The sequence below is a fragment of the Lottiidibacillus patelloidae genome (assembly GCF_002262935.1).
Lineage (GTDB): Bacteria > Bacillota > Bacilli > Bacillales > SA5d-4 > Lottiidibacillus > Lottiidibacillus patelloidae.
The window spans coordinates 260188-285778 of record NZ_NPIA01000004.1 but is presented as its reverse complement, the minus strand read 5'-3'; the positions used below and the strand labels follow the sequence as shown (position 1 = coordinate 285778).

Below are 25591 nucleotides of genomic sequence, written 5' to 3'. Positions count from 1 at the left end.
ACGGTTTTTATTGGAGGTATAAAAATGGAACATACAAAGTCTATTCAACTTCACGAAGAAGCATTACACCATATCGTTGGTGGAGTAAATAGCCCATCTCGATCATTTAAAGCAGTCGGCGGAGGAGCACCTGTCTTTATGGAACGTGCAAAAGGGGCTTATTTTTGGGATGTTGATGGAAATAAATATATCGATTACTTAGCCGCATACGGGCCTATCATTACAGGTCATGCTCACCCACATATTACGAAAGCTATCACTACAGCTGCTGAAAATGGTACGCTATATGGAACTCCGACAGCACTAGAAAATAAGTTCGCAAAAATGCTGAAAGAAGCAATGCCAGCTATGGAGAAAGTCCGCTTTGTCAATTCAGGAACAGAAGCTGTCATGACAACAATTCGCGTTGCCCGCGCTTATACTGGTCGGGATAAAATTTTAAAGTTTGCTGGTTGTTATCATGGCCACTCCGATTTAGTTTTAGTAGCTGCTGGATCTGGTCCTTCAACACTTGGAACACCTGATTCTGCCGGTGTCCCTAAAAGCATTGCTCAAGAAGTTATTACTGTTCCTTTTAATGAGATTGAACCACTTAAAGAAGCATTGGAAAAATGGGGCGATCAAATTGCCTGTGTATTAGTTGAACCAATCGTAGGTAACTTCGGAATTGTTGAACCAAAGCCTGGATTTTTAGAAAAGGTGAACGAATTAGTCCACGATGCTGGAGCGTTAGTCATTTATGACGAAGTAATTACTGCTTTTCGTTTTATGTACGGTGGGGCACAAAACTTACTCGGAGTTGAACCCGATATGACTGCACTAGGAAAAATTATCGGGGGTGGGTTACCAATTGGGGCATATGGCGGCAAAAAAGAGATTATGGAACAAGTCGCTCCGCTAGGCCCTGCATATCAAGCTGGTACAATGGCTGGAAACCCCGCTTCAATGTCCGCTGGTATTGCCTGTTTAGAAGTGCTACAAGAAGAAGGTCTATACGACAAGCTGGATAAACTAGGTGAGAAGTTAGAAAAGGGCATCGTTGAAGCGGCAAGGAAATATGAGTTACCAGTAAAAGTGAATCGTTTAAATGGCGCTCTAACAATTTATTTTACTACAAAGGAAGTAACGAATTTTGATGAAGCTAACGAATCGGATGGTGAGATGTTTGCGAAGTTTTTCCGATTAATGTTAGAGCAAGGGATCAATCTAGCCCCTTCAAAGTATGAAGCTTTGTTTATTACAATTGCTCATACAGAAGAAGACATTGATACGACAATTGAAGCAATTGATCATTCATTTGCTGTATTAAATAAAACTGAAGAGTAATATACTTCATGAAGGGACAAAGTTTTACACTTTGTCTCTTTCTTCCCCTTGCTTTTTTCAATTCTACATATTATATTCCATCTATCTTACTACACTTTTGAAAGGATTTTTTTAAATGAAACTGGGTGCAAGAATTTTCAAAACTGGATTAGCTATTATTATTTCTTTATATGTAGCAACAATGTTAGAACTCGATCCTATCGTCCTTGCTCCACTTGGAGCAATCTTTGCATTGCAACCATCTATTTATCGTTCTTACCAATCTATCTTAGAGCAAGTACAAGGCAATTTAATTGGAGCGGTAGTAGCAATTATATTAATGCTGACGTTAGGTAATGAACCTATTGTCATTGGCTTAGCTTCCATCATCGTAATCATTATTCACTTAAAATTTAAACTTGAAAATGCCATTCCATTAGCTCTTGTTTCAGCAGTTGTCATTATGGAAAGTGCTACTGGTGGAGAAATCGCATCCGTTGCTGTCACACGCTTCACATTAATAATGATAGGTGTCCTGTCAGCTTTTATTGTGAATTTAATGTTTGTCCCACCAAAATATGAAAATAAATTATTTCATCAACTATTAGAAAGTACAGAAGACACAATTAGGTGGCTAAAACTTATTGCCAAGCACGGGTCGCAGCATTTAGTACTAAAAAAAGACATAGAGAGACTTGAAAAAAAGCGGTTTACTATTGATCAATTTTATATCTTTTATAAAGAGGAAAGAGTTTACTTAGCAAAAAAACGGTTTAAGAAAGCTAGAAAGCTTGTTGCATTTCGTAATATGATGGCATCTCAAGATCAGGCAATGATCTTATTAAAAACAATGCATCATTACGAAAATGCGCTCCAGGAGTTGCCTTTAGAGTTGCGCGAAAGGATAGAGGACGAAATTGATTGCCTCACCGAGCTGCATGAGCAACTATTAAATATATTTATCGGGAAAATAAAAACGAAACTGCCTAATGATACATTTAAAGAGGAAGTAAGCATTAATAAAGTAAAGGTAACTAATACTTTCTTTTCTTATTTCAAAGAAAAGGATGACGATGAATTGACAACTAGGTTTCTTCCTTTATTAGGTGCGTTTGTAAAATATAGTGAAGAACTAGAACACTTAAATAAACTCGTAAACAGTTACAATTCCTTTCACTTTGATAAATTTATTGATGAACAGGAAAGCTAAAATAGTCCGAATCTATCAGAAAAACTGCACCTCCAATTATTAGATTGTGTCTAACAATTGGGGTGCAGTTCATATAGGTTCGGACTTTTCGCTGTTAAAGAAACTTTTGTTCAAGCTTACTTCACGAATTAACTATCATTTATCTTAAACCATCATTGTATGTAAATATTAAATTTGTCTGCGTCATACCCATTAATAATTAGAATCTCATTAATTACTAATTGAATTTTAGTTAAGTCCTCGTCTTCAACTACCTTTGGTTCAATTTTTGCCTCTACCATAAAGTATTGTTCGGATCCGATGACAGAGCAACTTGCCTTTTCTGCTAACCCTCTTTCTTTTAATGCAGTATTTATTTTTTGAAAGATCTTCCCTTTGCTAAACTGTATTTTAAAGTTCTCACTCGGCTCAGAATAATTGACTAGTTCATCATTTAGCTCTTTACCTTGGGCAACAACTTCTACTCTCATTAACTCTTTTATTCGGCTGAAAATGCATATTGCTAAAAGGGTAACTACTACGTAAATACCTAACTTTTTTAACATGACTATCCTCCTAGAATGCTTTCATTGGCATTATTAAAACTATGCGTCATATTAAAAAAAATCACCTTAACAGGTGATTTTAAGTCTTCCGTATTAACATTATTCTAAATGTTGCACTTGAAAAAGGTCATAATAACTACCTTTTTTATTCATTAACTCTAAATGTGTACCTTCTTCTTTAATTACACCATTTTCGATTAAAATAATTCGATCAGCATGTGTTATTGTTGCTAAACGATGCGCAACGATAAAAGTCGTTCTATTTTTTGCTAATTTCTCAAGTGCTTCTTGAATGTAATGCTCGCTTTCTAAATCAAGTGCTGATGTTGCTTCATCAAATATTAAAAGAGGTGGATTTTTCAAAAATACTCGAGCAATCGCTAAGCGCTGCTTTTGCCCACCAGATAACTTAACACCACGTTCTCCAATTTTTGTATCGTATCCTTCAGGTAAGTTTAATATAAACTCATGTGCATTCGCTGCTTTTGCCGCTTCAATTACTTCAGCCTCTGAAGCATTTGGATTTCCCATCATAATATTAGTCATTACAGATTCACTAAATAAAATATTATCTTGCAGGACAACTCCAATTTTATCTCTCAAGCTAGTTACAGTGAAATCACGAATATCTGTACCATCAAGTAAAATTTCCCCTTGGTCAATATCGTAAAATCTCGGAATTAAACCGACTAAGGAAGATTTTCCTCCACCACTCATTCCAACTAAAGCAATTGTTTCACCAGCTTGTACATTGAGATTAATATTTGAGAGAACATTTTTATCCTCTTCGCTATATTTAAAAGTTACATCTTTAAATGAAATTTCTCCATTAACGTTTTTCAGCTCTTTTGCTCCTGGACGGTCAACGATATCGTATGCTTCATCCATAAATTCAAACACTCGATCCATTGAAGCAATGGCTTGTGTTAACGTCGTTGATGAGTTAACTAACCTTCTTAATGGATTGTATAGCTTATCCATATATGCCACGAATGCAACTAATGTACCTACAGAAAGTCCCCATTTTAGTACGCCGATACTCGCGACAAAAATAACTATAATTGGTGCTATATCTGTAATTGTGTTAACAACGGCAGAGGTTTTTGCATTCCAACTCGTATGCTTTAAAGCTTTATTTAAGAAATTATCATTTCTTCCTTTAAATTGTTCGTGTTCATAATTTTCATTTGCAAAACTTTTTATTACACTTATACCTTGAATACGTTCATGTAAATGACCTTGTACTTCAGCTAACGACTGCGAACGTTCGCGCGTCAACCTACGTAACTTTGCATAAAAATACTTCACTGCAAATCCGTATAAAGGGAACAAAGAAATTGCGACAATTGTTAACCAAAAATCCATCCACATCATGATAGAAATTGCTATGACAATCGTAACCATATCTAGCCAAATGTTCATTAAGCCAGTAATTACGAATGACTTTGTTTGTTCGACATCATGAATGACTCGGGATATAACTTCCCCAACCTTATTGTTTGAATAAAAGCGTAAGCTCAATTTTTGTATATGTGCAAATAATCGATCACGGATATCATATAATACTTTACTTCCAGTCCACTGCGCGAAATATTGTCGATAATATTCAACAGGAGGTCTGACAATTAAAAAAATGAAAAATACACCAGCCATAATCGGCAATAATTGATCCATTTTTTCATCAGGAGTCAATTGCGTGCTAATAATAATATCATCAAGAACGTATTTTAGTAATAATGGAATTAAAAGTGGTATACCAAATTTAATAATCCCGATAATAAATGTAAAAATAATCTCTTTTTTGTATGGGGTAACAAAAGCCAAATATCTTTTGATACTGTTCAAATCATCACCATCCTAACGTACAAAAAATCTGTTGCTATTAGACAACAGATTTTAGTAATATCTTAAATATTGTTCATACCATCGATCAACAAAGTCAGGTGCAAACGGTCCTTTTCGCATATTGATAAATGATATTAGCTGATCAACATTTCTTTTTAGTATACGGTCAATTGCCTCAGGATATCTCATTTGTTTACTATGTAATTCATATTCATCTTCATCAAGCAAAACATATGTCATATCAGGAAAAACTTTAATATCTAGATCATAATCGATATATTTTACCGCTTCTTTATCCCATGTAAACGGGGAACTTAAATTACAGTAATAATAAACACCATCATTCCTTAGCATTGCTATTGTATTAAACCAATAGTCAGTATGAAAAAAACATATTGCAGGTTCTCTAGTGCGCCACGTTCTGCCATCCGATTCCGTTACTGTTGTTCGATCATTTCCGCCAATTATCATCGATTGCGTACTTTTTAAAGTGACAGTTTCCTCCCATGTTCGATGCAGCAAACCATTGTGCTTGTAACTTTGGATTTGGATACGTTGTCCAATTTCGGGAAGATTCATTTTTTACTCCTTTCCTCTCATTTTTTCCGAGTTTGTCCTAATTCCGCTAATTTTTATACTTATCCGTTAAATACCATCTCTATTATACCCATAAATTGGACAGAAGGGAATCAGGATGACTTGCATGCTATTTATTATTGCGAATATTATTTTTGGTATTTACTTTTCGAACATTCATAAACATATTTACTAAACTAAAAATATCCTCTTTTCACAAAAAAACTCGCCAAAGTGGCGAGGCATAGATACTTTAAATATAGTGTTTCTCTTTATCATCACGGTAACATCGAATCACTTCATCCGTCCGTTTTTTAAATTCGTATTGTAGTTCTTCAAAATTCTTTTTATCTTTTGCAATTTTCATTAATAAGGTTATTAAATCTTCCTTACAAGCACCATCATCATTAATCTTTTTTAATGTTTGTTGCGAATTATCTATTTCTTTTTGGAGTTGAATCATTTTTTCCGTTATTAGTAATTGTTCATGTATTAATTGATCAAACCGCTCCACAAATTGTCCTCCTCAAATTATACTCTATAGACTATTTCCCCTTTTCTTTATTTTTCCCTTTGACTAAGTTTGTTGATGTTTAAGAAGTTTTGTCAGTAGGATAGATGCGGAGTTTTTTTTGGGAAGATGTTTATGTAGTTGCTTAGAAACAAATAAAAAAGCACCCGAATGGGTGCTTTTTTAAATTACTGTTGTTGCTGACCTTGTTGGCCTTGTTGCTGTTGGTTACGTTGAGCAGATTGTGCATTACGTTGTCTTACTTCTTGCACATCTGTTTCACTACCGAACTCAGTACCATATTGACCTTGCCCTTGTTGACCTTGCGCATTTTGTTGTTTAACATGCTGGATGTTAGTACCAGATGCTGTTTGATTTGGTTGTTTGTTCATCACTAATCACCTCCACAAAAGATAATTTAACCAAGTGAAGGTGGTCTTATCCTAAAAAAATTTATGAATATTTTCTTTTTATGTGAGTAGAGAAATTCCACCATCAACTATTATCGTTTGCCCTCGAATCATGCTTGCTTCCTCTGATAAAAGAAACATAACAGCATTTGCAATATCATCTTTCTCGACTAGTCTACCCGCCGGTGTCCGCTTCGCAGCATCGTTTAATAACTCTTCTCGATTAGGGAAATGTTTTAATGCATCCGTATCTACTGCTCCACCAGACACTGCATTAACTACAATATTTTTTTCTGCTAATTCCACTGCTAAATATCGTGTTAACGCTTCAACTGCAGCCTTAGATACACCAACTGTTGTGTAATTTTCTAAATAGCGAATAGAACCAAGTGAACTAATGCTTACAATTTTACCACCATTATTTTTTTCCATTAGCTTGGCTGCTTCTTGTCCGCAAAATAACAAAGCTTTACTATTAATGTTCATTGTCCAATCCCAGTGACTTTCTTCAATGTCCATAATTGGTCTTAATACGCCAGATGCTGCGTTATTAACAAGAATGTCTAAACGTCCAAATGTCTCATTTATTTCTGCAAACATTTCTTTAATTTTATCAACATCACCAACGTTAGCTCTTACTACTAAGGCTTTTCTTCCTAAAGCTTCAACCTGTTCTGCTGTTTCTAAAGCACCTTTTTTACTTCTTGCATAGTTAACAACAATGTCATAGCCTTTTTCCGCTAACATGATTGCAATTTTTCTACCAATTCCCCTGCTACTTCCTGTAACTAACGCAACTTTATTATTCATATCTTCTCCCACTTTCATTGAATACTTATTCTTTATTATACAAAAACTATCTTAGAAATAAGAAAAGGAGTGATTTCAATGTATGTAGGAAGAGATATGACGGAGTTATCCATGATGCCTAAGACAGAATGGAATGAAAGTGAACTCGCTTATTTTCATAAATCTTTACAACAAATGACTCCTTACTTAAATAGTGAAGGTGTTACAATCCATCGTGAAATTATTAAAGAAATTGAAGCTCGCGGTGGCTTTAATCGCCACGAAGCTGATTGGACTCATGGAACGAAACCACAGTATGATTAGCGATAATAGCTTGCAATAATTTTTTGATGTGATACTGGAAATGGATATTTTTCCAATTCCTTTTTGTTTACTATACGTAAGTCATCTCGCATGGCAAATTGCTTATTCAATTTGCCAACATATACTGCAATATTCCACTTTATATGTGAAAAAATATGCTCTAAGTTAGCTATGTGTTCACCAATAGTAACATGAAGGCTATATTCATCGTGCAGAAAGCTTTTTAATTGTTCGTGTTGGTCAGCTCCACCATTTTGCGTTTCATGGTTAGGTAACTCCCACAAATTTGCCAGTAAGCCGGATTCTGGTCGGCGATGGATCACAATATTATCTGCTTCGTCCGTTAAGATTATCGCTGCCATCGCAAGTGGTCTTGGTGCTTTCTTTTTACTTTTTATCGGTAGTTCATCCTCTACTCCTTCCGCAAATGCCTTACAATGCTCTTGTACAGGACATAATAAACAGGAAGGAGACTTTGGCGTACATATTAATGCACCTAATTCCATCAATCCTTGGTTAAATGCTGAAGGATTATCTTTAGAAATTATTGTACGAACTATCTCTTCAAAGAGTTTTCTCGTTTTCTGTTTTGCAATATCTTCAGTAATAAAGAAAACGCGCGATAATACACGCATCACATTTCCATCTACAGCTGGTTCTGGCAGATCATAGGCAATACTAGAGATAGCGCCAGTAGTATATGGTCCTACTCCTTTTAAATTTGCTATTTTTTCAGGGTCATTTGGTACCGTACCACCGTATCTTTCAACAACTTCACGAACAGCCGCTTGCAAATTACGTGCTCTAGAGTAATATCCTAACCCTTCCCAAGCTTTCAAGACACGCTCTTCTTCCGCTTCTGCCAAATGTTTGGTAGTCGGAAATAGTTCCATAAAGCGATTGTAATAGGGAATGACCGTATCTACTTTTGTTTGTTGTAGCATTATTTCTGAGACCCATACACGATATGGGTCTTTATTTTCTCTCCAAGGTAATATTCGTTGCTCATTTTCAAACCAACTTATTAAATCTGTCTGAAATCCTTCAATTGAAAAATCCTCGTACCAATTTTCCTCTTTATTCACGCTTTGTTCCCCTAACTTTTTAAATCAGATTATTTTTTAACCGTTGCAAACGCCCACATATGAAGTTTCTCAGCATCACCTTCAATAAAAGGGTGTATGTCTTTATATCGCTCTTCTACACTACTTTTTCTTAATACTTTAATTCGATTATAGTCATCCATGGAGTCTACTTCATACATTTCAACATATAAATTATTTTGGTCAACCGACTTATACCATTGGATGTTTCTAGCACCATCTTCTTTTAAACGAGCAATAACAGCATCCATCGCTTTTTCATAAGAATTAGTATCATTGTTTTTTATTTTGTATTCGGAAAATACTTGAATTTTATTAGTCATTATTTACTCCTTTTAAAACATTTTTTATTGGTTATAAATAAAATAAGTGACTTGAACAGGAGGCTTACTTATGGATACTGCAACACACTTTGCAATGGGGTTTGCGCTTGGTGGAATCGCTACTCTTGACCCAGTTATTGCACAAGATCCCGTTGCTACAAATGCAGTTTTGCTTGCTACAGTATTAGGCTCGCAAGCTCCAGATACAGATACAGTACTAAAATTAAAAAGTAACGCCATATACTTACGAAACCATCGAGGGGCTACACATTCCATCCCTGCTGTATTACTTTGGCCAATTGTCATCTCATCTATTATTCATTTTTTTGTGCCTGAAGTTAACGGCATTCATTTATGGTTGTGGACTTTCTTGGCAGTATTTTTACACGTGTTTGTTGATATTTTTAATGCCTATGGAACGCAAGCACTTCGACCTTTTTCACAAAAGTGGCTAGCGTTAGGTGTTATTAACACGATGGATCCATTTATATTGGCTGCCCATGGCATAGGCTTTGTATTATGGATTTATGGTCAGGATCCAGGTTATACATTTATTGTTATCTATATAATCATTATAGGTTATTACTTATGGAGAATAAAGGCAAAGCACGATGTTATCAAGCAAGCTTGTAGCATCATCCCAGGTGGGAAAGTAATTATATCTCCTACATTTAATTGGTATAAGTGGCATTTAGTTATTAAAACCGATACTAAACTTTATGTCGCTAAATCGTATAACGGTAAAATTGAAATACTAGATGAATATGACTTTGTCCCAATACCTAAAAATGACATAATATCTGCGGCTAAAAAAGATAAAAACATTGCTGCCTTTTTATCCTTTTCTCCGATCCACAGGTGGGAAATTAATGAATTTGAAGACTTTATCGAAGTCAGGTTTATAGATCTACGCTATCGCAGTAAGGGACATTATCCGTTTGTTGCTGTTGTTCATCTTGATTATGACTTAGAGCGACTGTCTTCTTTTACAGGATGGATATTCAGCGAGAAGAAATTAATGAAGAAAATGAATGCTGCAATCAGGGAATAAAGGAAAGCTGAAGCTCCCGTTTAGCGCCATAAATTCTGGAACACTTTGTTTGAGATAAAGGAAACACGAATTACGGGAGTAATTCGATGTTGACTTATCGTAAATAAAAAGGGTGAAGAATTGTAGGCGTTGGGAGCTGAAGCTGGATCAATAAAGAAAAGCTGAAGCAATCGTTTAACGGCGTAAAAACTGGAGCACTTCGAATGAGATAAAGAAGACACGGAGGGCTAAGACCTTCGATGTCGACTTATCGCAGATGAGGAGTGTGAAGTTTTCTAGACGTTGATTGCTGAAGCTGGATCAATAAAGAAAAGCTGAAGCTCCCGTTTAGCGCCGTATAACCTTAGAGCACTTTGAGCTAAGATAAAGGAAACACGGTGAGCAAAGCGAACCGATGCTGACTTATCGAAAGTGAAAAGTGGATAGGTTACTAGGCGTTGGGAGCTGAAGCTGGATCAATAAAGAAAAGCTGAAGCTCCCGTTAGGCTGAGGCCGTGCCCGTGGAAAGCGAAGTATTTTCACGAAGTATACAATTATTTAATGTATAAAACTCTGTCCCTAACACTTTAATCAAAACAAAAAAGCGATGGCAGCTGCCATCGCTTTTAATTTAAGAAGTCATTATCATTTAATAAATGTGCGTACTTTGGATTAGTTGCGGCGAACTCATGGAGTCTATTTCCATAATGGTTAATCATTTGTATAACCATATTCTCTGTCATTTCTTTACCTAAATATTTTCTACCTGCTTTTGCTCGCGTTGTTTCAAAATCTTCCCACAATACTTCAACCCAAGTACGTGCTTGTTTTTCCGTTAAATCACTATTCTTTATTAATAATTGTTTTGTTAATCGCTCAAAAATTTCTTCCAATAATAACACATCCTTTCCCTTACATATCAAAGTGGAAAACACCTCATACTAACAGATGTACCGGTTAAAAAGGAGGAACTTCACTTATGCGAAATAAACAAAAAGGCTTCCCTAACCGGATTTCTTACGACGGGGAACCGCGAGCGAAAGAAGAGTATGCTTCAAAACGTGCAAATGGAACAATTAATACGCATCCAGAAGATCGTATGAGAAATTCAAGTCACCGCTAAACGTTTGGGAGGTGTTTCTTTTGGTAAAAGAAAATAACCGAAAAAAATTCAGTGAGAATAGATACAGTGATCCATTCCAATCTCCACGAGCTAATGCAAAACATGCCTATGCTCAAGTAAACGGTGAAACACAGCAAGCGCAAAACACAATTATTTTAGAACGCCAAACAAGAAAGCGTTCATAATTTGAAGAAGTAGGCAATATGCCTACTTCTCTTTTATATCCACAAGATTACCTAATAAAGAAATTGGAAATGCCTCTTCCTCACTAGAGTTTAATCGATGTCCCCATGCAAAATGACCATTCATGTAATTAATTTTAAAATAATACCCTGGATCTCCAGTAATTTCATACACTTCTCCAGATTTGTAGTCATCTGGGTTTAATAAATATGCCTTTGCCATTACTACTTTCCGTTCTAGCACAGCAAATTCACTGACCATACCCATTTGTTCTGCTTTTTTTGCTTTTTCATTTAAGTGACCAATTTCCTGTCTAAGTTCAAACTCAGACATTTGGCTATATCTTTTTTCCATATTTTCATCCCCAATTTTCTTACATTTTGCACTATTAGTATAGTACTTGGTATAGTGATTAAGCAACCTTATAAAGGAGTGGTCCATATGAAACATGTTATTATTACTGGGGCAGGCTCAGGCTTAGGTGCTGAACTTGCTAAACTATATGCCTGCAAAGGCTTCCATATTATTTTACTCGGAAGAACAAAAAGTCGTCTCGAAAAAGCGAAGAATGAAATTGAAGAACTAAGGGGAAAAGCAACTATTTTCACATGTAATGTTGCAAATTATGCTGATGTAGAACGAGTGATTGAAGAAATAGCTAAACAGTTCCCTTCAATAAATGGTGTGATTAATAATGCAGGTGTAGGCTACTTCGGTAATCTCGAACAGCTAACCGAACAAGAAATTAATGAAATGATTGATACAAATGTCAAAGGTACCATTTATTTAACGTCTAAAGTGCTGCCACTGTTGCGTAAAGCAGAACAAGCAAAAATTATGAACATTATTTCGACTGCTGGTTTACGAGGAAAAGTAAACGAATCTGTTTACGTTGCCTCTAAGTTTGCTGTACGGGGCTTTACCGAAAGCTTGGTAAAAGAGTTTGCTGATACAAACATAGCAGTCACTGCCGTATATATGGGAGGAATGTCTACTCCATTTTGGGAAGGAAGCAATCATATTAAAGATTCCTCCCGTCTAAAAGATCCTAAATTTGTTGCCGAAAAAATTATAAATGAAGATAACGGCCAACCTGAAATATTTATTGACCGTTAATCCTCATCTTTCATTTCGGAAATAAACTGTTGAATCAAATCATAAGAGAAGCGTTTTCTAAGAAGATACGTTTTCATTTTTTGCTCATATTCCCAGCCATCATAGCCTTGATACTTTCTGTGAGCTTTTCTTCCGTGAAATTCTAACGCTTCTCTTTCTTCATTTTCCGTTTTCTCAACTGATATTTCATTAAACACTTCGTTAATAATATCTCTAGAGAATCCTTTCATCTGCAATGTTTGGCCAACTTTATCCTTTAACTCTTTCATAGAACGGCGATTTTCTTCCTTGGCGATTTTCTTTTCTGCAAACATTTTAGCTTTTTCTAATTGTTCTTCGTAAGAATACTCTTTTAGTCCTTCATCAATGTTCAATTGGCTAACTCCCTTTTCTTTTAACTCATTTTTAATTACAGTCGGACCTTTAACAGAAGTATTTTTCTTACTTCTCACATATGCCTTGGCAAAATCTAAATCATTTAAAAAATTATAGGAAAATAATTTTTCAATAACCTCATCAATAATGTGAGGTTCAACTTCTTTTTTCTTTAAATATACAGAAACTTCATGAGCAGAACGCATTCTATAAGATAAATAATTTAACGATTGGTTGTATGCTTTTTTTATTTCATCCTTATATAAGATTTCATTAATTAGCTTATTATCTATTTCCATCCCTTTTCTTAGGCCAAAAGTAATTAAAACATCTTGATCGACAGAAAAAGCATAGCTTTCTTGCTCATTTTTCTTTATAAATATATTAAAGCGTTCCATATTTTTCTTTTGCGTCGTTATTTTACTAATTATTGTTTTCGACACAGTTAATCACCCTTATAATTGTTACATTAATGAACCGTATGCTTTAAGTATACAATAAAAAGTAGAAGTAGATGGGAGTGAGAGATTTGCGCATCGCTATATCTGGTGGAACAGGTTTTATTGGTAAAGCATTAGTAAATGATTTTACACGTAAAGGTCATGAAGTATATGTCCTATCACGTTCAACAAAACAATCCTCCACACCTAGAATCAACTTTTTAACTTGGAATGACGACCTACAATGCGAATTAGATGGTATAGATGTGTTTATAAATTTAGCAGGAGAGTCACTTAATAGTGGACGCTGGACGACAAAAAGAAAAAATAGAATCCTAAAGAGCAGAATCGAGATAACTCATCGTGTTTATACCCTTTTAAAAGAACTTGTAAACAAACCATCTGTATATATAAATGCTTCTGCTATCGGTTATTATGGAACTTCTGAAGCAAAAACGTTTACTGAAGCTGATTTAGAACACGGAATTGATTTTTTAGCAGAAACTGTCGTTGCTTGGGAAAAAGAAGCACAAAATGTTGAGCAACTAGGAATCCGGACTGTTTATAGCCGATTTGGTGTTGTCTTAGGAACAGAAGGTGGCGCATTTCCAAAAATGATTATGCCTTATAAGTTTATGATAGGAGGTAATGTTGGCAGCGGAAAACAATGGTTATCTTGGATACATATTGATGATGTTGTTGGTTTGCTGCAATTTGCAATTACTAACAAAGATATTAACGGTCCAATTAATGCCACTGCACCAAACCCAGTTAGAAATGAAATGTTTGGGAAAGCAATTGCAAAAACTACTGGGAAGCCTCATTGGCTTTCTGTCCCTTCATTTGCTCTTCATATTTTATTAGGGGAGATGAGTGACCTTTTACTTAAAGGTCAAAAAGTATTGCCAGAAAAAGCACTTCAACACGGTTATATTTTTCAATATGCCGATATTAATTCAGCTTTAATTAACTTGTTAAATGAGGAGAAGAACAATGAAACAAACTAAAATATTAATTAAAGGTGCAACTATTTATCCTATTACTTCAGACACGATCGAAAAAGGGGATGTATTAGTTGTTGATGGAAAAATTTCCGAAATAGGTAACATTAATGAACAGGCCGATATGGAAGTTATTGACGCTAATGGTCAACTCTTATTTCCTGGCTTTATCGATGCACATACACACCTTGGACTTTATGACGAAGGAACTGGGTGGGCTGGAAACGATGCCAATGAAACCATTGAACCTATTACACCACATATTCGAGCTTTAGATGGTGTCTATCCATTAGATCCAGGATTTAAAGATGCTGTTATGTTTGGAATAACAGCAGTCCAAGTTATGCCTGGAAGTGCCAATGTAATCGGTGGAACTACTTCCGTTATTAAAACACATGGAAAAAACATCGAGAAAATGATTATTAAAGAGACTGCTGGATTAAAAATTGCCTTAGGGGAAAACCCAAAACGTATTCATAGCGGCTCATCAAACGACTCGATAACTCGAATGGGTATTATGGGTATGCTTCGCGAAGCTTTTTATGAAGCAAAAGATGAAAGTGCAAAACACCCTAGGTATTCAGCAATTAAAAAAGCATTAAACAAAGAAATTCCAGTCAGAGTTCACGCTCATCGTGCTGATGATATTTTAACAGCTGTTCGCTTTGCCGATGAGTTTGATTTAGATTTACGAATTGAACATTGTACGGAAGGTCATTTAATTGCAGATGAGCTATCAGGTAGAAACTTGCAAGTAACTGTTGGCCCAACATTAACTAGAAAATCAAAGATTGAATTGAAAAATAAAACGTGGGAAACATATAAGGAATTAACAGACCATGGAATTGCTGTTTCCATTACTACAGATCATCCGTATGTTCCAGTGCAATATTTAAACGTCTGTGCTGCATTAGCTGTTCGTTCTGGAATGCCTGAACAAAAAGCATTAGAAGGTATAACGATTAACGCTGCTAAATCGTTAAAAATAGACGATCGCGTCGGAAGTATTGAAGTTGGAAAAGATGCTGATTTAGTACTTTGGAACAAGCATCCTTTTGATTATTTAGCATCACCTTTCATGACAATAATAGATGGAAAAATTATATATAAAAAAAGTTAAAAAAAATTGTTCACTTTTTGGTGAAAATTTAATATGATATCTACAGATAAATAAATACGTGCTAGGGAAGGCAAATGGTGCGCCACCAGTAAACTGGTTCTAGTGGGTTCGATTCCCACCCCGAATAGAATTTTATTTTCACACTAAAATTTTGTTCGAGGGTGGACAATCTCCACAGGACTGCCCTCGGAATATTCGGAGGGATTTGTTATGATCATTCGCGAACGTGATTTAAGCGAGTGCCAACAATTGTTTACGCATATGGTTGATCCAGCTGTCTTCCCTTTTGTTCGTCACAAAGCAGGATCGTATGATGAATATATCTTTATGACTAAGCAAACGATGGAAGCTGAAGAACAAGGGCAGTTAATTTCAAGAACAATTGTTGACGAATGGAACCAACCTATTGGTACCATTAATTTATATGATATTAAAGATAATACTGGTTTTCTTGCAACATGGATTGGAAAAGATTATTTCGGAAAAGGTTATAATCAAAAAGCAAAAACTGCTTTCTTTAATGAATTATTTTTTGAAGAAGATATCGAAACTATTTATATCCGCATTAGAAAAGAAAATGTACGTTCTCAAAAAGCAACGGAGAAAATGCCATACGTTTCGTTAGTTAGCGATTCTTATGAGCCAGAAGATACAAATGGACTATTTCACCTATATGCGATTGAAAAAGATAAATATTTAATGCACACAATTTTACATTCGCCAATTCGTCGTCAATTAGATGAAATTAAAGAAGCATAAAATTGATAAAATAAGGAAAGAATAATGGATGTCCTACATAAATTTTGAGGAGGTCCATTATTTATGGAAAAAAGCAAAGCTCGTAAAGCAAGAGATGCGAAAAGAACATTAAATAGTATGCAGGAAGTTACGTACTCTAAAGAGTTTCGTCGCGCCGATCGTGCAGCCGGCTATAAAAGAATGCCATAAAATCCCTTTATATCTCCTCCATTTTTGCACAAACTAGAAGTGCAGTATTCATTACTGCTATTTATAATTGGAGGGGATTGCTCATGGGTAAAAAAGGCTCTAAAAAACGCGATAAAAATTCCGTTACATTACCTAATACACCGAAAAGCTTAAAGAACTTAAAAGGTGTGGAAGAAGTAGAATTCTCCCGTGAACTTGCAGATTCAGAAGATATGGAAGCACAAGCTCGTATGCAAGCAGCCGATGCTCGTGCTAAATCTAGAGAAGTTTAATTATTTATAGATAGTACAACGTCCCTTTGCTCTTTTTGAGTAAAGGGATTTTTTATCTCTTTTACAGCCCAAACTACTTGTGGAAATAATTCATCCACAACGATGTGGATACTGTGGAAAAGCTCTATGATTGCTAGTTTAATAGGTTTTCTAATTCTAATAACTTTTTGTGGATAACCACTTACGAATATGTGGATATTGTTAATAAGTATGTGGAGTACCACTAAATATCCTATTATTATGTGTATAACCCTGTTAGTAACTGGCAAATCCTGTTGACAAATGTATGTTCGTATTTAATTCATTTTATATTCTATATAATTATTTCCCAAATAATATACTTCTACTTAAATTTGTTCACAAAAAAGAAGAAGACCCTTCATCTGCCCGTTACATTACAGCAAGTGAATTGTATTCTTCTCATTAATTTCTCCGTTTTCTAACAAACGATACTGAAATTTTATGACATCTATCGTATCACGAAATACTTGTATGTCATGACTGTTCTTTACTCGTAAAATAGCTCCTTCAATCATTGCTATGATTGACCTTGCTTGCTTTTTCGTGTCTATTTTCATTCTTAGCTCGCCATTTCGATACATATTATCTAAAACTTCCTGAACTTTCTTTTCCCAAAGGTCAAAAAAACTAGCTACTTTATCTCTGAACATCGCTTCTTCTTCGCTAATTTCTACAGCTAAATTACCTATAGGACAGCCGTTTTTCCCCTCACCAATTTCTTGCATTTTGTATATTTCATCTAACATTAAATTTAGTTTTTCTTTTGGAGGAAAATCTTTATCTAAAACATTAGTAAACAAAGCCTTCTCCATCTCTGAGATGAGATAATCTATTACAGCTAACGAAAGGTCTTGTTTTGACTGAAAGTAGTGATAAAATTGACCTTTACCTATTCCAGTTTCTTTTAATATGTCACTTAACTTTGTATTAGCATATCCATTAGAATGTATTATTTCAGCAACTTTACATATAATGTCATTCTTTTTCGAACTCAAAATATCACCTCGACTAGCCTTTCTATATTCTAGATCCTCATAACTATCTTATCATATCACCATCTTCAAAAAGGAAAAAGCACCTTATATATAAGATGCTTTTTTCACAGCTTATTCAATTACATTTACGTTAACGTAATCCACATCTAATATTTGCAGATGATGCAAACCTAATCCAATAGTTGCTTTTCGAATTATCTTCTTTTAATATTACAAAATTGTATATCGCATTTCCATATTCCTCAATTAACAAGCGAAACGCGCTTTCATCCTTGCGCTTTAACTTTGCGATGAATATATCATTTAATATATCTCTCCCCTCCTTTCTTCCCACACTTAATAGACGAAATAAATGCAAACTTACTCTACAATATAACTAAAAATATGTATTATTTATAGATTTTGTTTGGTTAAACACAAGAAAAAATACATATGTTGGAATTTAATGAAATAAACTAATATAATTGCAATAGTAGATTTCCATAATAATTTACACAGAAATGGAGGAGAACTGTTGGAGATACCTTTAGCTATTGGATTTTTCTTTTTTATTTTTATTGGTGGCTTTATTTTAAATATCTTAACGAGCATTTGGGCTTATCGCGATGCTCTTCGTAAAGGAAACAGTAAAGAATATGCAGTAATTATATTAGTAGCAACAATTTGCTTCCCAATCGTAGGACTAATAGTATATTTAATTATTCGAAAAGATCGTTATTAAAAAATTTAATAAGGATTTACAAAAGGCATCAGAATATACTTCTGGTGTCTTTTTTCTATTCCTTGAAAGATAAAATCTTTAAAAATAAGAAATACGTACATACAACATCTGCAACATTCTAATAAACTATTATAACTCTCCAAATAGGAGGTGAATATTATGGGGAATATAAAGAAAAGGAGACAAATAGACCGTATAAAATTTTGTCATCAAAGTTGCAATCAATGTTGTTATCAATGTTGTTACCTATGTTGTGACCACACTTGTCAAAAATGTAGTACTTTGTTGGCAAGAGACGAATATAAAAACATTTGTGATTTCCAACACAGTCATTGCTGTCATTATAGAAGACAAGGTAATAAAGATTGTAATTGCAGGCAAGAAACTCTAAGTAACTCGATAAGTTATGGTAGTCAACGATATTTACACCATTTTCACATGCATGAGCATGAGTACAATTGTTATCCCCCTAAAAAACTTCCATTTACTAGTGAAAATTCCCGCTTCCCCAGGTTTGAGCAAGTGAACAGAAATTTCATTTTGAATCCTTTACCGAAAAGAAAAAGAAAATCATGTACTAATTGTAACTGCTGCGAAAATGATTATGTCAATCGTACCAATTAAACTGCTGAAATAAAAACAAAAGAAAACCCAAAGGGTTACTTCGCCTAACTCTTTATTGGTCAGTGAATATATTATTTGATAAGGAGGTGACATGATGAAAGACTCCCATTGTTCAAAGTGTGGTAAGAAACGTAAACGATTTATAAGAAAGAAACATCGACATTTTAGTTATCACGATGATTGTAGCTGTTTTCATGACCATCACCATTTAAATTGCGATTGTCACCATCATTGTGATAGTTGCGACCGTTTTATTTGTGATGATGATTTCCGTTTTAATTTAGGAGGACTGCAAGGTGGGCTTAATTTTCGTCTCAGACAGCTTATTGGCTGCAACGTTAAAATGGAACTTGATGAAGATAAAGAAATTAATGCCCACATTTGTTTTGTAGGCTCTGACTTTGTTGAAGTTGATGTCCTTGAAGAGCTTGAGAAAAATGATAGTGTTCTAGATGAATTGATTGAAGTTGATATAGAAGAAGTTGTTGAAGAAAATGCAGTTGAGAAGAACGAAGAAATTAATAAAAAGAAAAGAAAGATGAAGAAAACAAAGTCCCATCATGGATTAATTGTCCCATTTCGAACAATTAAGTTTATTGAACTTAACGATGAGTTCGAATCAGAAAGTTAAACGAAAAAAAATCGCATGCACTTAGCATGCGATTTTACTTTATATTTTTTTCTCATTCGATTCTTTAATTACAACAATATAGCACAGTTTTTCTATTGGTATTTCTCTTATCTTCTCTCTTATTTTTAATGTGAATGATTCGTTGTGAACATCAAAGACGATCCCTTCCATAGTATCTCCTTCCACATTTACTTTTACCTTTTCTTCAATTAGAAGCATCATATAAATTTTAATACGTAACCGAAAGAAAATCTGGATTAATTGTGGGGAAGAGGATACGGTTCTTCCAAAGTGATAAGTTAGTTTCCTTCTAAAAATAGGATCAATATTAATCAATCTTTTTTCTTCTTGTTTCTCTGCAAACTTACCACTTAATTTAATATGCTTAATTTTTTCAAACGGTATAATTGCCTCGAACCCCTCTTTTGTCTTTAATACAACAAAGTCAAAGCCAACTACCATTACTACTCCACTGAAGGTGGCGCTTTGTTCTGGATTTTCTTTTGAAATGCAATCAATTTCTATCTTCACGCTTTGCCCTTGAACTCCGTCGAATGCCTTTTGAAATACTTCATTATCTTCACGTGTATTAGACAACGCAATATCTAATAGTAACTCATTTGCTCTCGCTATTCTTTCTTCGACTTCCTTAAGCTCTTCCTCAGTTAAACAAGAATTTGGCGATGGAAATTTAGGTTGAGGGATTTTCTCATTCCCACAACAATCTTTCGGAATAAAAAACTGGTCATCTTCAGCTGATTCAGACAAAAATTCAGGGCATCGGAACCCTTCACAATTCGACTTCTCATCTTCCATCATTTCACCTCCTATTTCAGGCATACACTCTCATATATTAATATTCAAGTAGAGGTAAATGTGGTTTTATTTCTTTGTGAACGCGTAAGATCCCCCACATCCCTAATTCAATGTCCCAGCTAATATTGCCCGATCGATACATATAATCTCCAGGATAGAAAAATAACCCACCTGCTCCATTTATTAATTGTAAGTTAGCTTTCCTTCCCATCACGTTAAATCCTACGAATGACTCTATTCTAGAGACAATGTCATTGGAATCAAATTTCCAATAGTGGCCATGCAAATGAAAAGTATGTGTTCTTCTCCGTTCCGCCGGTGTCACAAGCCTTACAGTAACTGGGTCTCCAGGGTACGCTTCAAAAATTGGCGTTGCTGGATCACCAAAAATTTTAGAACTAAATAAATTACGAAGTTCTGGTTTATCTTCAAAGCGATTGATTAACCGTTCTGTACGGTAATTAAATCCTCTAGACCCTTGATCATACGTATCAAAATCGTCTATTGTTTCTCCTTCACCTAATAAAATTCCGTCCACAGGATCAATAATCAGCTGCTCCTTATTATTTAATAGCCTTACTCCATCATGCATAATTAAAACGAATTCCCTTGTATTTGGTAATAAAGGGTTTACTAACACTGCGCTTTCTCCCTTTTCTATCGGTTCAAGCGTTTCAGGGTGTACATATTTTGTAAATCGAGGTTCACAAATAAAAGCTCCAAATGCACCTTGCGAGCGATGATTTCTAATATCTGCCATATCCCACATACCACATACGCCAACGGGCCTATCTACAAACCAACGATACGTAATTGTCTCTCCAGGTCCAACCGTTTGATCGGCATTGTATCCTACCGTTTCTCCTGCCGATGTTTTTACATCATATTGAATTAATTGTGGATGCAGAGAAATTCTTAATGAAGGTGGATAAAATGCTTGTTCTTTAACAACAGGATAATCATAAATCCCGTCTTTAAATGGAAAGTTTTCAATCGATAAGCGGCTAGTCAGCTTTATTTCGACAGTGTCGCCAACATTTGCTCTGATAATTAAAGGTTCTGGGTTTTTCTTTCCACACAAAATATCCTCGACATCTTCCTCTAAAGCAAATACAATACCGTATGGCTCTTTCTCTCCATATGTTTGATTAAAAATGATTGGTGTTTGGAAAGCGACAATATTAAAACATTTCACTGGGCTATTAACTGGTCCTACACTTTTTACTTTCTTTGCTGGTGCTGGCGGTTTACCTGTGCATTCTGGCAGTTGTCTCGTTCGAATGTTTGGCATACGTTGGTCTGCCAAAGGAATTAAATCTGGGACTCTTTGATCATAAGCTCTTATTAACCCCCAAAGTCCATTCCACAAGTCTTCTTCTGTCTCAAACGTCCATAAGTAATCACCAGCTCTTTCAACAAATGATTCAAATGTGAAGGATTCTGATATCCCGATATGTTGCTGATCATCTCGAATTGAATCAAGGTCTTTTGGTTCAGACTTCCAACTTAACCCATGCACATTAAAGCTATGAGATTCTTCTTGTGCTCCTTGTAAGAGACGAATTCGTATCGGATCTCCTGCATAAGCCCTTAAAATAGGAGTGATTGGGTCTCCATGAACAAAAGAGCTGAAAGAGTATGCTGGATCACAATCTTTTCCTAAACGAAACTGCAATGGTTCATTTTTATAATTCACACCAAAAACACCAGGATCTTCTTGCGATCCGGGATACTTTGGTGGATTAATCGGTCTTCCTTGTTTATCAAAAAGAAGGGTAAAATCATGAACCATTAAGGTAAAGTCTCGATAATCAGGTATAATTGGGTGCAAGGAAGTAATTTGTGCACCATGATTTATTTCATCCCCTGTACTAGAGTCAAAGAACTTTGTAAATCTTGGGTGAATGACACCTGAACCGAAGACACCTCTTTGTTGATGCAAGCCTGCAAACAAATGGTCATGGAAAAACCATGCCTTTAACTCTGAATCTGCAAAGTATTCATATCGAATAGTTTCACCTGGAAGGACGCTAGAGTCATAGTTCCACCCAACATTTGCCCCATCTGAAACTAAGACATCAAATTTAACGAAATGTACATGCAACCCTACTTCATATGTCCGTGATACTAATTGAAAGGCATCTCCATCTAATATGTGCGGTAATCGATTTGTAAAGTTAATGCGGATACAAGTATTTGCAGGCATATGAATTACAAGTGGCTCTGGTTCTTTTTTCCCAGAACAAACATCTTCAATGTCTTCATCCAAAATAAATATTCTTCCCTGTTTGTCATGCCAACCTGCCTTGTTATATGTTATTGGTAATTCAATTACCGAGATGTTAAATTCTCTAACTTCAACATCTTCCGGACATGGATCAGCAAACACAGCTCCTGGTCTTGGGTTAGGAACAGCTGCATTCTTTTCTAACTCCGTCATTTCTCTCCCACCTACAATTCCTAGCGGTGGACGTGGTGCTTTACAGCCAACTTTGCCTGGAATGAAATTAGGAAACCCCGGTTCTTCTTTTGTCGGTTTTGGCGGTGCAGGGCGGTCTGGTAGTGGCTGTAGTGCTTTAATAGGAACACCATTCGGGTAACATTGACTACCATCTTGGAGTTTGTCAAAAATACGATTAATCGTCCACATTCCTACTGCAAAGTGAGGGTATAAATGACAATGGATAATTACATCACCAATTGTCCGTTCTAAGCTTCCTAAGCCATATAGTGGTTCGATATTGTAGTGGGATTGAGGGCTGGTAGATTGGGAGTCAAATATTTCTGAATCAAGGTTTTGCGGGTCATTAAACCATTGGTGAGCATGGTAATGCCATACATGTGTCTCTTTTACACCAGCGTGAATTAAACGGAATCTAACTGGATCACCAACATACCCTCGGAAAATAGGCGTCGCAGGATCGCCAAACACCCAGGAATCATGATGTACTTCCTCTCCATCACAATCAGGGCAGACGACACCTTCAGAAAGTAATTGTTTTCTTCTATGCAATGGTTCGTAGCGATAATTAATGCCGTGAAAAGACTCACTTTCTTGTCCTGTTTCTGCATTTATTGGGTTATTTCCTGTAATATCATTAATTTCCATTTCATCTTGAAAGAAAAATGTATATTCACGGAAAGAAGGGAGTAAAGGATTGTGAACGTCTGCAACTGCCCCGCTAGATAAAGAACCTCCTGTCACGGGATCTGTCCACCAAGAATACTTTTTCTCCACTATTAATACACCAAATAAGCCATTACTATTTGAGCCTTTCTCAGTGCTTGAGGGATTGCCAAGATCGGAAAAGAAATAATTTCCTTCACGAGTAGCAGAAACTTGATACTTTATTTTTTCACCTGGTGAAATTGTCGTATCAGGATTAAAACCAACATTTGCTCCATCTGAAGTTAAAACATTATAATCAGCTTCTTGAAAATGCATTCCTGCAGCAAATGGAAGCTTATTTTCAAAGATTATTTCTACAATGTCTCCCTCATTAGCGCGAATCGTTAGTGGTTCGATTAACTCAACTGGTGTGAAAGGATTCTTCTTTACTAAAGTCCTTACCTTTTTTTCGTTTTCTTTTAATACGTATATTGCTCCATTCGGATTATAGTCTCCAAACGTATTAACTACTATCCGAATTGGTATAGCTACAACGTGGTAGCAACGCTTCATTATGCAACCCCCTTTACCTATTAATCTCTTAGCTCTGGGATTTTTGGACCTCCGTCTCTTTCAATATAGAAAACTTCGATACTATGAATATGAACAAGCCAATTTCGATCCTCTAAAACTGCCGTTTGCGTTGTCTCTATATGAATTTTGGCAACATCTCCAACAACATCAAGTATCTCTCCTATAAACATAAATGGAAAACCTGGCATTAGGATAAAAACTTTCCTACCAATTCCATCAATGAAATGCTGAATAAGCGCTTCACTTTGGATCGCATTAATATCTTTTTTCATCTCTCTACTTTCATCTACTTTTTTCAACTTTCTAACCTCCTTCTACGTTAATGGGAACACGGTATCACAATCAAAGTTAGATGTAATTGCAACTAATTTATCTAGAGGAATACTTAGTGGAAGAGGAAATTGGTAAAAAGGGGCATTAACCATTTTTATAATAACCGGAAAAAGTGTAATGTGGCCTACGTCTACCTCATTAACTGTGCCGCAAAAAATAGGACGGAATGTTTGACCTAATAAATTTAATTGGGGTGCTTCTGTAACAACTAAAACTTCTTGCCCGATCATTTGAGAAAGCTCTTCTGCCATTAAATCACCATTAATATCATTATTATTCACTCGTTACTCCTCCTTTACTGCATGAATTTATTGGTTTTTTAACCATATGGTAAATACTTGAAGAATACTCAACGTTTCAATATATGAAACATCCGCTATTTTTATTGTCATTTTTTTCTTGTAGTTTGCTAAAGTAATGTTTTCTTTTGAGACAGATACAATTTTGCCGGAATGCACTTCTTCTGGTGCTAACTGCACTTTTACCCACGTTTTTTTCCACCTAGATAAACTTGTTCTTAACGTATCTTCATTAAATTGCTGCATTAATGTTTCCCTCTTAGTAACCGTCTCCCCAAAGCTCCTGAGCAATTTTCCTTTTAGATTGTTATCATAATAAAAATGCTGATAAGTATTAGCGTAGTTTGGGATTCCATAAGGGATGTTAGCTGAATCTATCTCGCGGAATGGTATCCAAACCTGTTTATTAATTGATGTCAGCATCACAAAGTCTCTCCCTACTGCACTAACCTTTCCTTCCGTATATAGAGATATATCTCCGACTTTTGAAAACACTTCAACTTGTTGATTTCTTTTCTTTTTAAAGAACATTTTTAATGTCAAACTTTTCTTTAGCATAGGTGACCTTGAGGTAATCTTAAAAAGATTCTGTTGTTCTATATAATCCATTAATATTCGTGTTTCTTCAGTTGATAAATTTGTTGTCGGAGATGTAAGACCTTCTCCTCTTTTGATACTTCTTAAGTTAATAGGATCATGCTCATGCTCGATATATTCCTTTTGCCTAAGTTCTTTTAAGCGCTCGACATATTCTTTATGCCGTATCTCTTTTTTCAACTTTTCCCCCTCATTTCTTGAATAAAAGTATCGCTATATTTTATTTGCGAAAAATAAATTTATACACATAGTTTGATATTTGCTATAAGCATTGATTCTTTTGTTGTTGGCATAAGCTCCAT

31 protein-coding genes are annotated in these 25591 nt (G+C 35.3%); 14 read left to right on the top strand and 17 right to left on the bottom strand.

Annotated features, from left to right (window positions below; genetic code table 11):
• The first annotated feature begins 24 nt into the window (after positions 1 to 24).
• Complete coding sequence (locus tag CIB95_RS09955; protein ID WP_142296492.1) at positions 25 to 1326, top strand: glutamate-1-semialdehyde 2,1-aminomutase; 1302 nt, start codon at positions 25 to 27, stop codon at positions 1324 to 1326.
• Positions 1327 to 1441: 115 nt separating this feature from the next.
• On the top strand, positions 1442 to 2515 hold the full coding sequence (locus tag CIB95_RS09950; protein ID WP_094924719.1) for an FUSC family protein: 1074 nt from the start codon (positions 1442 to 1444) through the stop codon (positions 2513 to 2515).
• 152 nt (positions 2516 to 2667) lie between these two features.
• Here CIB95_RS09950 and CIB95_RS09945 read toward each other — a convergent pair whose 3' ends face one another.
• The 6 genes from CIB95_RS09945 to fabL all read right to left on the bottom strand — a co-directional run bounded on the left by CIB95_RS09945 (position 2668) and on the right by fabL (position 7212).
• Positions 2668 to 3060 (bottom strand): hypothetical protein, encoded by a 393-nt coding sequence (locus CIB95_RS09945; protein ID WP_094924717.1) that lies wholly within the window; start codon positions 3058 to 3060, stop codon positions 2668 to 2670.
• Between the two features lie 99 nt (positions 3061 to 3159).
• Complete coding sequence (locus CIB95_RS09940) at positions 3160 to 4905, bottom strand: ABC transporter ATP-binding protein (RefSeq protein WP_094924715.1); 1746 nt, start codon at positions 4903 to 4905, stop codon at positions 3160 to 3162.
• Positions 4906 to 4956: 51 nt separating this feature from the next.
• Positions 4957 to 5484, bottom strand: a complete 528-nt coding sequence (ntdP, locus tag CIB95_RS09935; protein ID WP_094924713.1) for a nucleoside tri-diphosphate phosphatase — start codon at positions 5482 to 5484, stop codon at positions 4957 to 4959.
• Between the two features lie 250 nt (positions 5485 to 5734).
• On the bottom strand, positions 5735 to 5995 hold the full coding sequence (locus tag CIB95_RS09930) for a YgaB family protein (RefSeq protein WP_094924711.1): 261 nt from the start codon (positions 5993 to 5995) through the stop codon (positions 5735 to 5737).
• 185 nt (positions 5996 to 6180) lie between these two features.
• On the bottom strand, positions 6181 to 6384 hold the full coding sequence (locus CIB95_RS09925) for a gamma-type small acid-soluble spore protein (protein WP_094924709.1): 204 nt from the start codon (positions 6382 to 6384) through the stop codon (positions 6181 to 6183).
• Between the two features lie 78 nt (positions 6385 to 6462).
• Entirely contained in the window at positions 6463 to 7212 is a 750-nt protein-coding gene (gene fabL, locus CIB95_RS09920; protein ID WP_094924707.1) for an enoyl-[acyl-carrier-protein] reductase FabL, read from the bottom strand.
• A gap of 78 nt (positions 7213 to 7290) precedes the next feature.
• On the opposite strand from fabL, the gene CIB95_RS09915 reads away from it, so the two are divergent.
• On the top strand, positions 7291 to 7515 hold the full coding sequence (locus CIB95_RS09915; RefSeq protein ID WP_094924705.1) for a hypothetical protein: 225 nt from the start codon (positions 7291 to 7293) through the stop codon (positions 7513 to 7515).
• On the opposite strand, the gene mutY is transcribed toward CIB95_RS09915, so the two are convergent.
• Together mutY and CIB95_RS09905 are read right to left on the bottom strand one after the other, a co-directional pair.
• Positions 7512 to 8600, bottom strand: a complete 1089-nt coding sequence (gene mutY / locus CIB95_RS09910; protein WP_094924703.1) for an A/G-specific adenine glycosylase — start codon at positions 8598 to 8600, stop codon at positions 7512 to 7514. The genes CIB95_RS09915 and mutY overlap by 4 nt on opposite strands.
• 29 nt (positions 8601 to 8629) lie before the next feature.
• On the bottom strand, positions 8630 to 8941 hold the full coding sequence (locus tag CIB95_RS09905) for an MFS transporter (RefSeq protein ID WP_094924701.1): 312 nt from the start codon (positions 8939 to 8941) through the stop codon (positions 8630 to 8632).
• A gap of 70 nt (positions 8942 to 9011) precedes the next feature.
• Here CIB95_RS09905 and CIB95_RS09900 point away from each other — a divergent pair, with 70 nt between their 5' ends.
• A complete protein-coding gene (locus CIB95_RS09900; RefSeq protein ID WP_094924699.1) occupies positions 9012 to 9992 on the top strand; it encodes a metal-dependent hydrolase in 981 nt (326 codons plus the stop codon).
• Positions 9993 to 10597: 605 nt separating this feature from the next.
• Here the strand turns inward: CIB95_RS09900 and CIB95_RS09895 are convergent.
• Positions 10598 to 10864, bottom strand: coding sequence for a YfhJ family protein (locus tag CIB95_RS09895; protein ID WP_094924697.1), 267 nt, complete (start codon positions 10862 to 10864; stop codon positions 10598 to 10600).
• Between the two features lie 86 nt (positions 10865 to 10950).
• On the opposite strand from CIB95_RS09895, the gene sspK reads away from it, so the two are divergent.
• Positions 10951 to 11094, top strand: coding sequence for a small, acid-soluble spore protein K (gene sspK, locus CIB95_RS09890; RefSeq protein WP_094924695.1), 144 nt, complete (start codon positions 10951 to 10953; stop codon positions 11092 to 11094).
• Between the two features lie 20 nt (positions 11095 to 11114).
• Positions 11115 to 11279 (top strand): YpzG family protein, encoded by a 165-nt coding sequence (locus CIB95_RS09885; protein WP_094924693.1) that lies wholly within the window; start codon positions 11115 to 11117, stop codon positions 11277 to 11279.
• 22 nt (positions 11280 to 11301) lie between these two features.
• Here the strand turns inward: CIB95_RS09885 and CIB95_RS09880 are convergent, their stop codons facing one another.
• Entirely contained in the window at positions 11302 to 11631 is a 330-nt protein-coding gene (locus CIB95_RS09880; RefSeq protein WP_094924691.1) for a YfhH family protein, read from the bottom strand.
• Positions 11632 to 11718: 87 nt separating this feature from the next.
• Between CIB95_RS09880 and CIB95_RS09875 the strand changes: the two genes are divergently transcribed.
• Complete coding sequence (locus CIB95_RS09875; protein WP_094924689.1) at positions 11719 to 12393, top strand: SDR family NAD(P)-dependent oxidoreductase; 675 nt, start codon at positions 11719 to 11721, stop codon at positions 12391 to 12393.
• Here CIB95_RS09875 and recX read toward each other — a convergent pair.
• On the bottom strand, positions 12390 to 13211 hold the full coding sequence (gene recX, locus CIB95_RS09870) for a recombination regulator RecX (RefSeq protein WP_233144108.1): 822 nt from the start codon (positions 13209 to 13211) through the stop codon (positions 12390 to 12392). The two genes, CIB95_RS09875 and recX, sit on opposite strands and share 4 nt — an antisense overlap.
• Positions 13212 to 13297: 86 nt before the next feature.
• On the opposite strand from recX, the gene CIB95_RS09865 reads away from it, so the two are divergent.
• The 5 genes from CIB95_RS09865 (at position 13298) to CIB95_RS09845 (ending at position 16549) form a co-directional block, all read left to right on the top strand.
• Complete coding sequence (locus CIB95_RS09865) at positions 13298 to 14215, top strand: TIGR01777 family oxidoreductase (RefSeq protein ID WP_094924687.1); 918 nt, start codon at positions 13298 to 13300, stop codon at positions 14213 to 14215.
• Complete coding sequence (locus tag CIB95_RS09860) at positions 14202 to 15329, top strand: amidohydrolase (protein ID WP_094924685.1); 1128 nt, start codon at positions 14202 to 14204, stop codon at positions 15327 to 15329. Before CIB95_RS09865 ends, CIB95_RS09860 begins: the two co-directional genes overlap by 14 nt.
• Positions 15330 to 15539: 210 nt before the next feature.
• The gene (locus CIB95_RS09855) at positions 15540 to 16088 is read left to right on the top strand and encodes a GNAT family N-acetyltransferase (protein WP_408607215.1); all 549 of its coding nucleotides are present in this window, start codon (positions 15540 to 15542) and stop codon (positions 16086 to 16088) included.
• 63 nt (positions 16089 to 16151) lie between these two features.
• Positions 16152 to 16277 carry a YfhE family protein gene (locus CIB95_RS09850; protein WP_094924683.1) on the top strand — a complete coding sequence of 42 codons (126 nt, stop codon included), beginning with the start codon at positions 16152 to 16154 and terminating at the stop codon, positions 16275 to 16277.
• A gap of 83 nt (positions 16278 to 16360) precedes the next feature.
• Positions 16361 to 16549 carry a YfhD family protein gene (locus tag CIB95_RS09845; RefSeq protein WP_094924681.1) on the top strand — a complete coding sequence of 63 codons (189 nt, stop codon included), beginning with the start codon at positions 16361 to 16363 and terminating at the stop codon, positions 16547 to 16549.
• Positions 16550 to 16944: 395 nt separating this feature from the next.
• Here the strand turns inward: CIB95_RS09845 and CIB95_RS09835 are convergent, their stop codons facing one another.
• Entirely contained in the window at positions 16945 to 17565 is a 621-nt protein-coding gene (locus CIB95_RS09835) for a TetR/AcrR family transcriptional regulator (protein WP_094924677.1), read from the bottom strand.
• 514 nt (positions 17566 to 18079) lie between these two features.
• Here CIB95_RS09835 and CIB95_RS09830 point away from each other — a divergent pair.
• Positions 18080 to 18286, top strand: a complete 207-nt coding sequence (locus tag CIB95_RS09830; protein WP_408607214.1) for a PLDc N-terminal domain-containing protein — start codon at positions 18080 to 18082, stop codon at positions 18284 to 18286.
• A gap of 715 nt (positions 18287 to 19001) precedes the next feature.
• Positions 19002 to 19541 (top strand): hypothetical protein, encoded by a 540-nt coding sequence (locus tag CIB95_RS09825; RefSeq protein ID WP_142296491.1) that lies wholly within the window; start codon positions 19002 to 19004, stop codon positions 19539 to 19541.
• A 39-nt stretch (positions 19542 to 19580) separates the two neighbouring features.
• Here CIB95_RS09825 and CIB95_RS09820 read toward each other — a convergent pair whose 3' ends face one another.
• The 5 genes from CIB95_RS09820 to CIB95_RS09800 are packed head-to-tail and all read right to left on the bottom strand — an operon-like array spanning position 19581 to position 25469.
• Positions 19581 to 20360 (bottom strand): hypothetical protein, encoded by a 780-nt coding sequence (locus CIB95_RS09820; protein WP_233144107.1) that lies wholly within the window; start codon positions 20358 to 20360, stop codon positions 19581 to 19583.
• A gap of 34 nt (positions 20361 to 20394) precedes the next feature.
• Entirely contained in the window at positions 20395 to 24039 is a 3645-nt protein-coding gene (locus CIB95_RS09815; protein WP_094924671.1) for a multicopper oxidase domain-containing protein, read from the bottom strand.
• 20 nt (positions 24040 to 24059) lie between these two features.
• A complete protein-coding gene (locus CIB95_RS09810; protein WP_233144106.1) occupies positions 24060 to 24359 on the bottom strand; it encodes a hypothetical protein in 300 nt (99 codons plus the stop codon).
• Between the two features lie 15 nt (positions 24360 to 24374).
• Positions 24375 to 24674 (bottom strand): hypothetical protein, encoded by a 300-nt coding sequence (locus CIB95_RS09805; RefSeq protein WP_332893205.1) that lies wholly within the window; start codon positions 24672 to 24674, stop codon positions 24375 to 24377.
• A 27-nt stretch (positions 24675 to 24701) separates the two neighbouring features.
• Positions 24702 to 25469 (bottom strand): LSm family protein, encoded by a 768-nt coding sequence (locus CIB95_RS09800; RefSeq protein WP_094924669.1) that lies wholly within the window; start codon positions 25467 to 25469, stop codon positions 24702 to 24704.
• Positions 25470 to 25591 lie beyond the last annotated feature (122 nt).

Excerpts from the sequence above, each read along its gene's own strand:
- ntdP (WP_094924713.1), bottom strand. The coding sequence starts at position 5,484 with ATGAATCTTCCCGAAATTGGACAACGTATCCAAATCCAAAGTTACAAG.
- CIB95_RS09850 (WP_094924683.1), top strand. The coding sequence starts at position 16,152 with ATGGAAAAAAGCAAAGCTCGTAAAGCAAGAGATGCGAAAAGAACATTA.
- CIB95_RS09825 (WP_142296491.1), top strand. The coding sequence starts at position 19,002 with ATGATGAAAGACTCCCATTGTTCAAAGTGTGGTAAGAAACGTAAACGA.
- CIB95_RS09875 (WP_094924689.1), top strand. The coding sequence starts at position 11,719 with ATGAAACATGTTATTATTACTGGGGCAGGCTCAGGCTTAGGTGCTGAA.
- CIB95_RS09845 (WP_094924681.1), top strand. The coding sequence starts at position 16,361 with ATGGGTAAAAAAGGCTCTAAAAAACGCGATAAAAATTCCGTTACATTA.
- CIB95_RS09880 (WP_094924691.1), bottom strand. The coding sequence starts at position 11,631 with ATGGAAAAAAGATATAGCCAAATGTCTGAGTTTGAACTTAGACAGGAA.
- CIB95_RS09900 (WP_094924699.1), top strand. The coding sequence starts at position 9,012 with ATGGATACTGCAACACACTTTGCAATGGGGTTTGCGCTTGGTGGAATC.
- CIB95_RS09955 (WP_142296492.1), top strand. The coding sequence starts at position 25 with ATGGAACATACAAAGTCTATTCAACTTCACGAAGAAGCATTACACCAT.
- CIB95_RS09860 (WP_094924685.1), top strand. The coding sequence starts at position 14,202 with ATGAAACAAACTAAAATATTAATTAAAGGTGCAACTATTTATCCTATT.
- CIB95_RS09905 (WP_094924701.1), bottom strand. The coding sequence starts at position 8,941 with ATGACTAATAAAATTCAAGTATTTTCCGAATACAAAATAAAAAACAAT.
- sspK (WP_094924695.1), top strand. The coding sequence starts at position 10,951 with ATGCGAAATAAACAAAAAGGCTTCCCTAACCGGATTTCTTACGACGGG.
- CIB95_RS09950 (WP_094924719.1), top strand. The coding sequence starts at position 1,442 with ATGAAACTGGGTGCAAGAATTTTCAAAACTGGATTAGCTATTATTATT.
- CIB95_RS09820 (WP_233144107.1), bottom strand. The coding sequence starts at position 20,360 with ATGATGGAAGATGAGAAGTCGAATTGTGAAGGGTTCCGATGCCCTGAA.
- CIB95_RS09855 (WP_408607215.1), top strand. The coding sequence starts at position 15,540 with ATGATCATTCGCGAACGTGATTTAAGCGAGTGCCAACAATTGTTTACG.
- CIB95_RS09815 (WP_094924671.1), bottom strand. The coding sequence starts at position 24,039 with ATGAAGCGTTGCTACCACGTTGTAGCTATACCAATTCGGATAGTAGTT.
- CIB95_RS09915 (WP_094924705.1), top strand. The coding sequence starts at position 7,291 with ATGTATGTAGGAAGAGATATGACGGAGTTATCCATGATGCCTAAGACA.
- fabL (WP_094924707.1), bottom strand. The coding sequence starts at position 7,212 with ATGAATAATAAAGTTGCGTTAGTTACAGGAAGTAGCAGGGGAATTGGT.
- CIB95_RS09945 (WP_094924717.1), bottom strand. The coding sequence starts at position 3,060 with ATGTTAAAAAAGTTAGGTATTTACGTAGTAGTTACCCTTTTAGCAATA.
- CIB95_RS09925 (WP_094924709.1), bottom strand. The coding sequence starts at position 6,384 with ATGAACAAACAACCAAATCAAACAGCATCTGGTACTAACATCCAGCAT.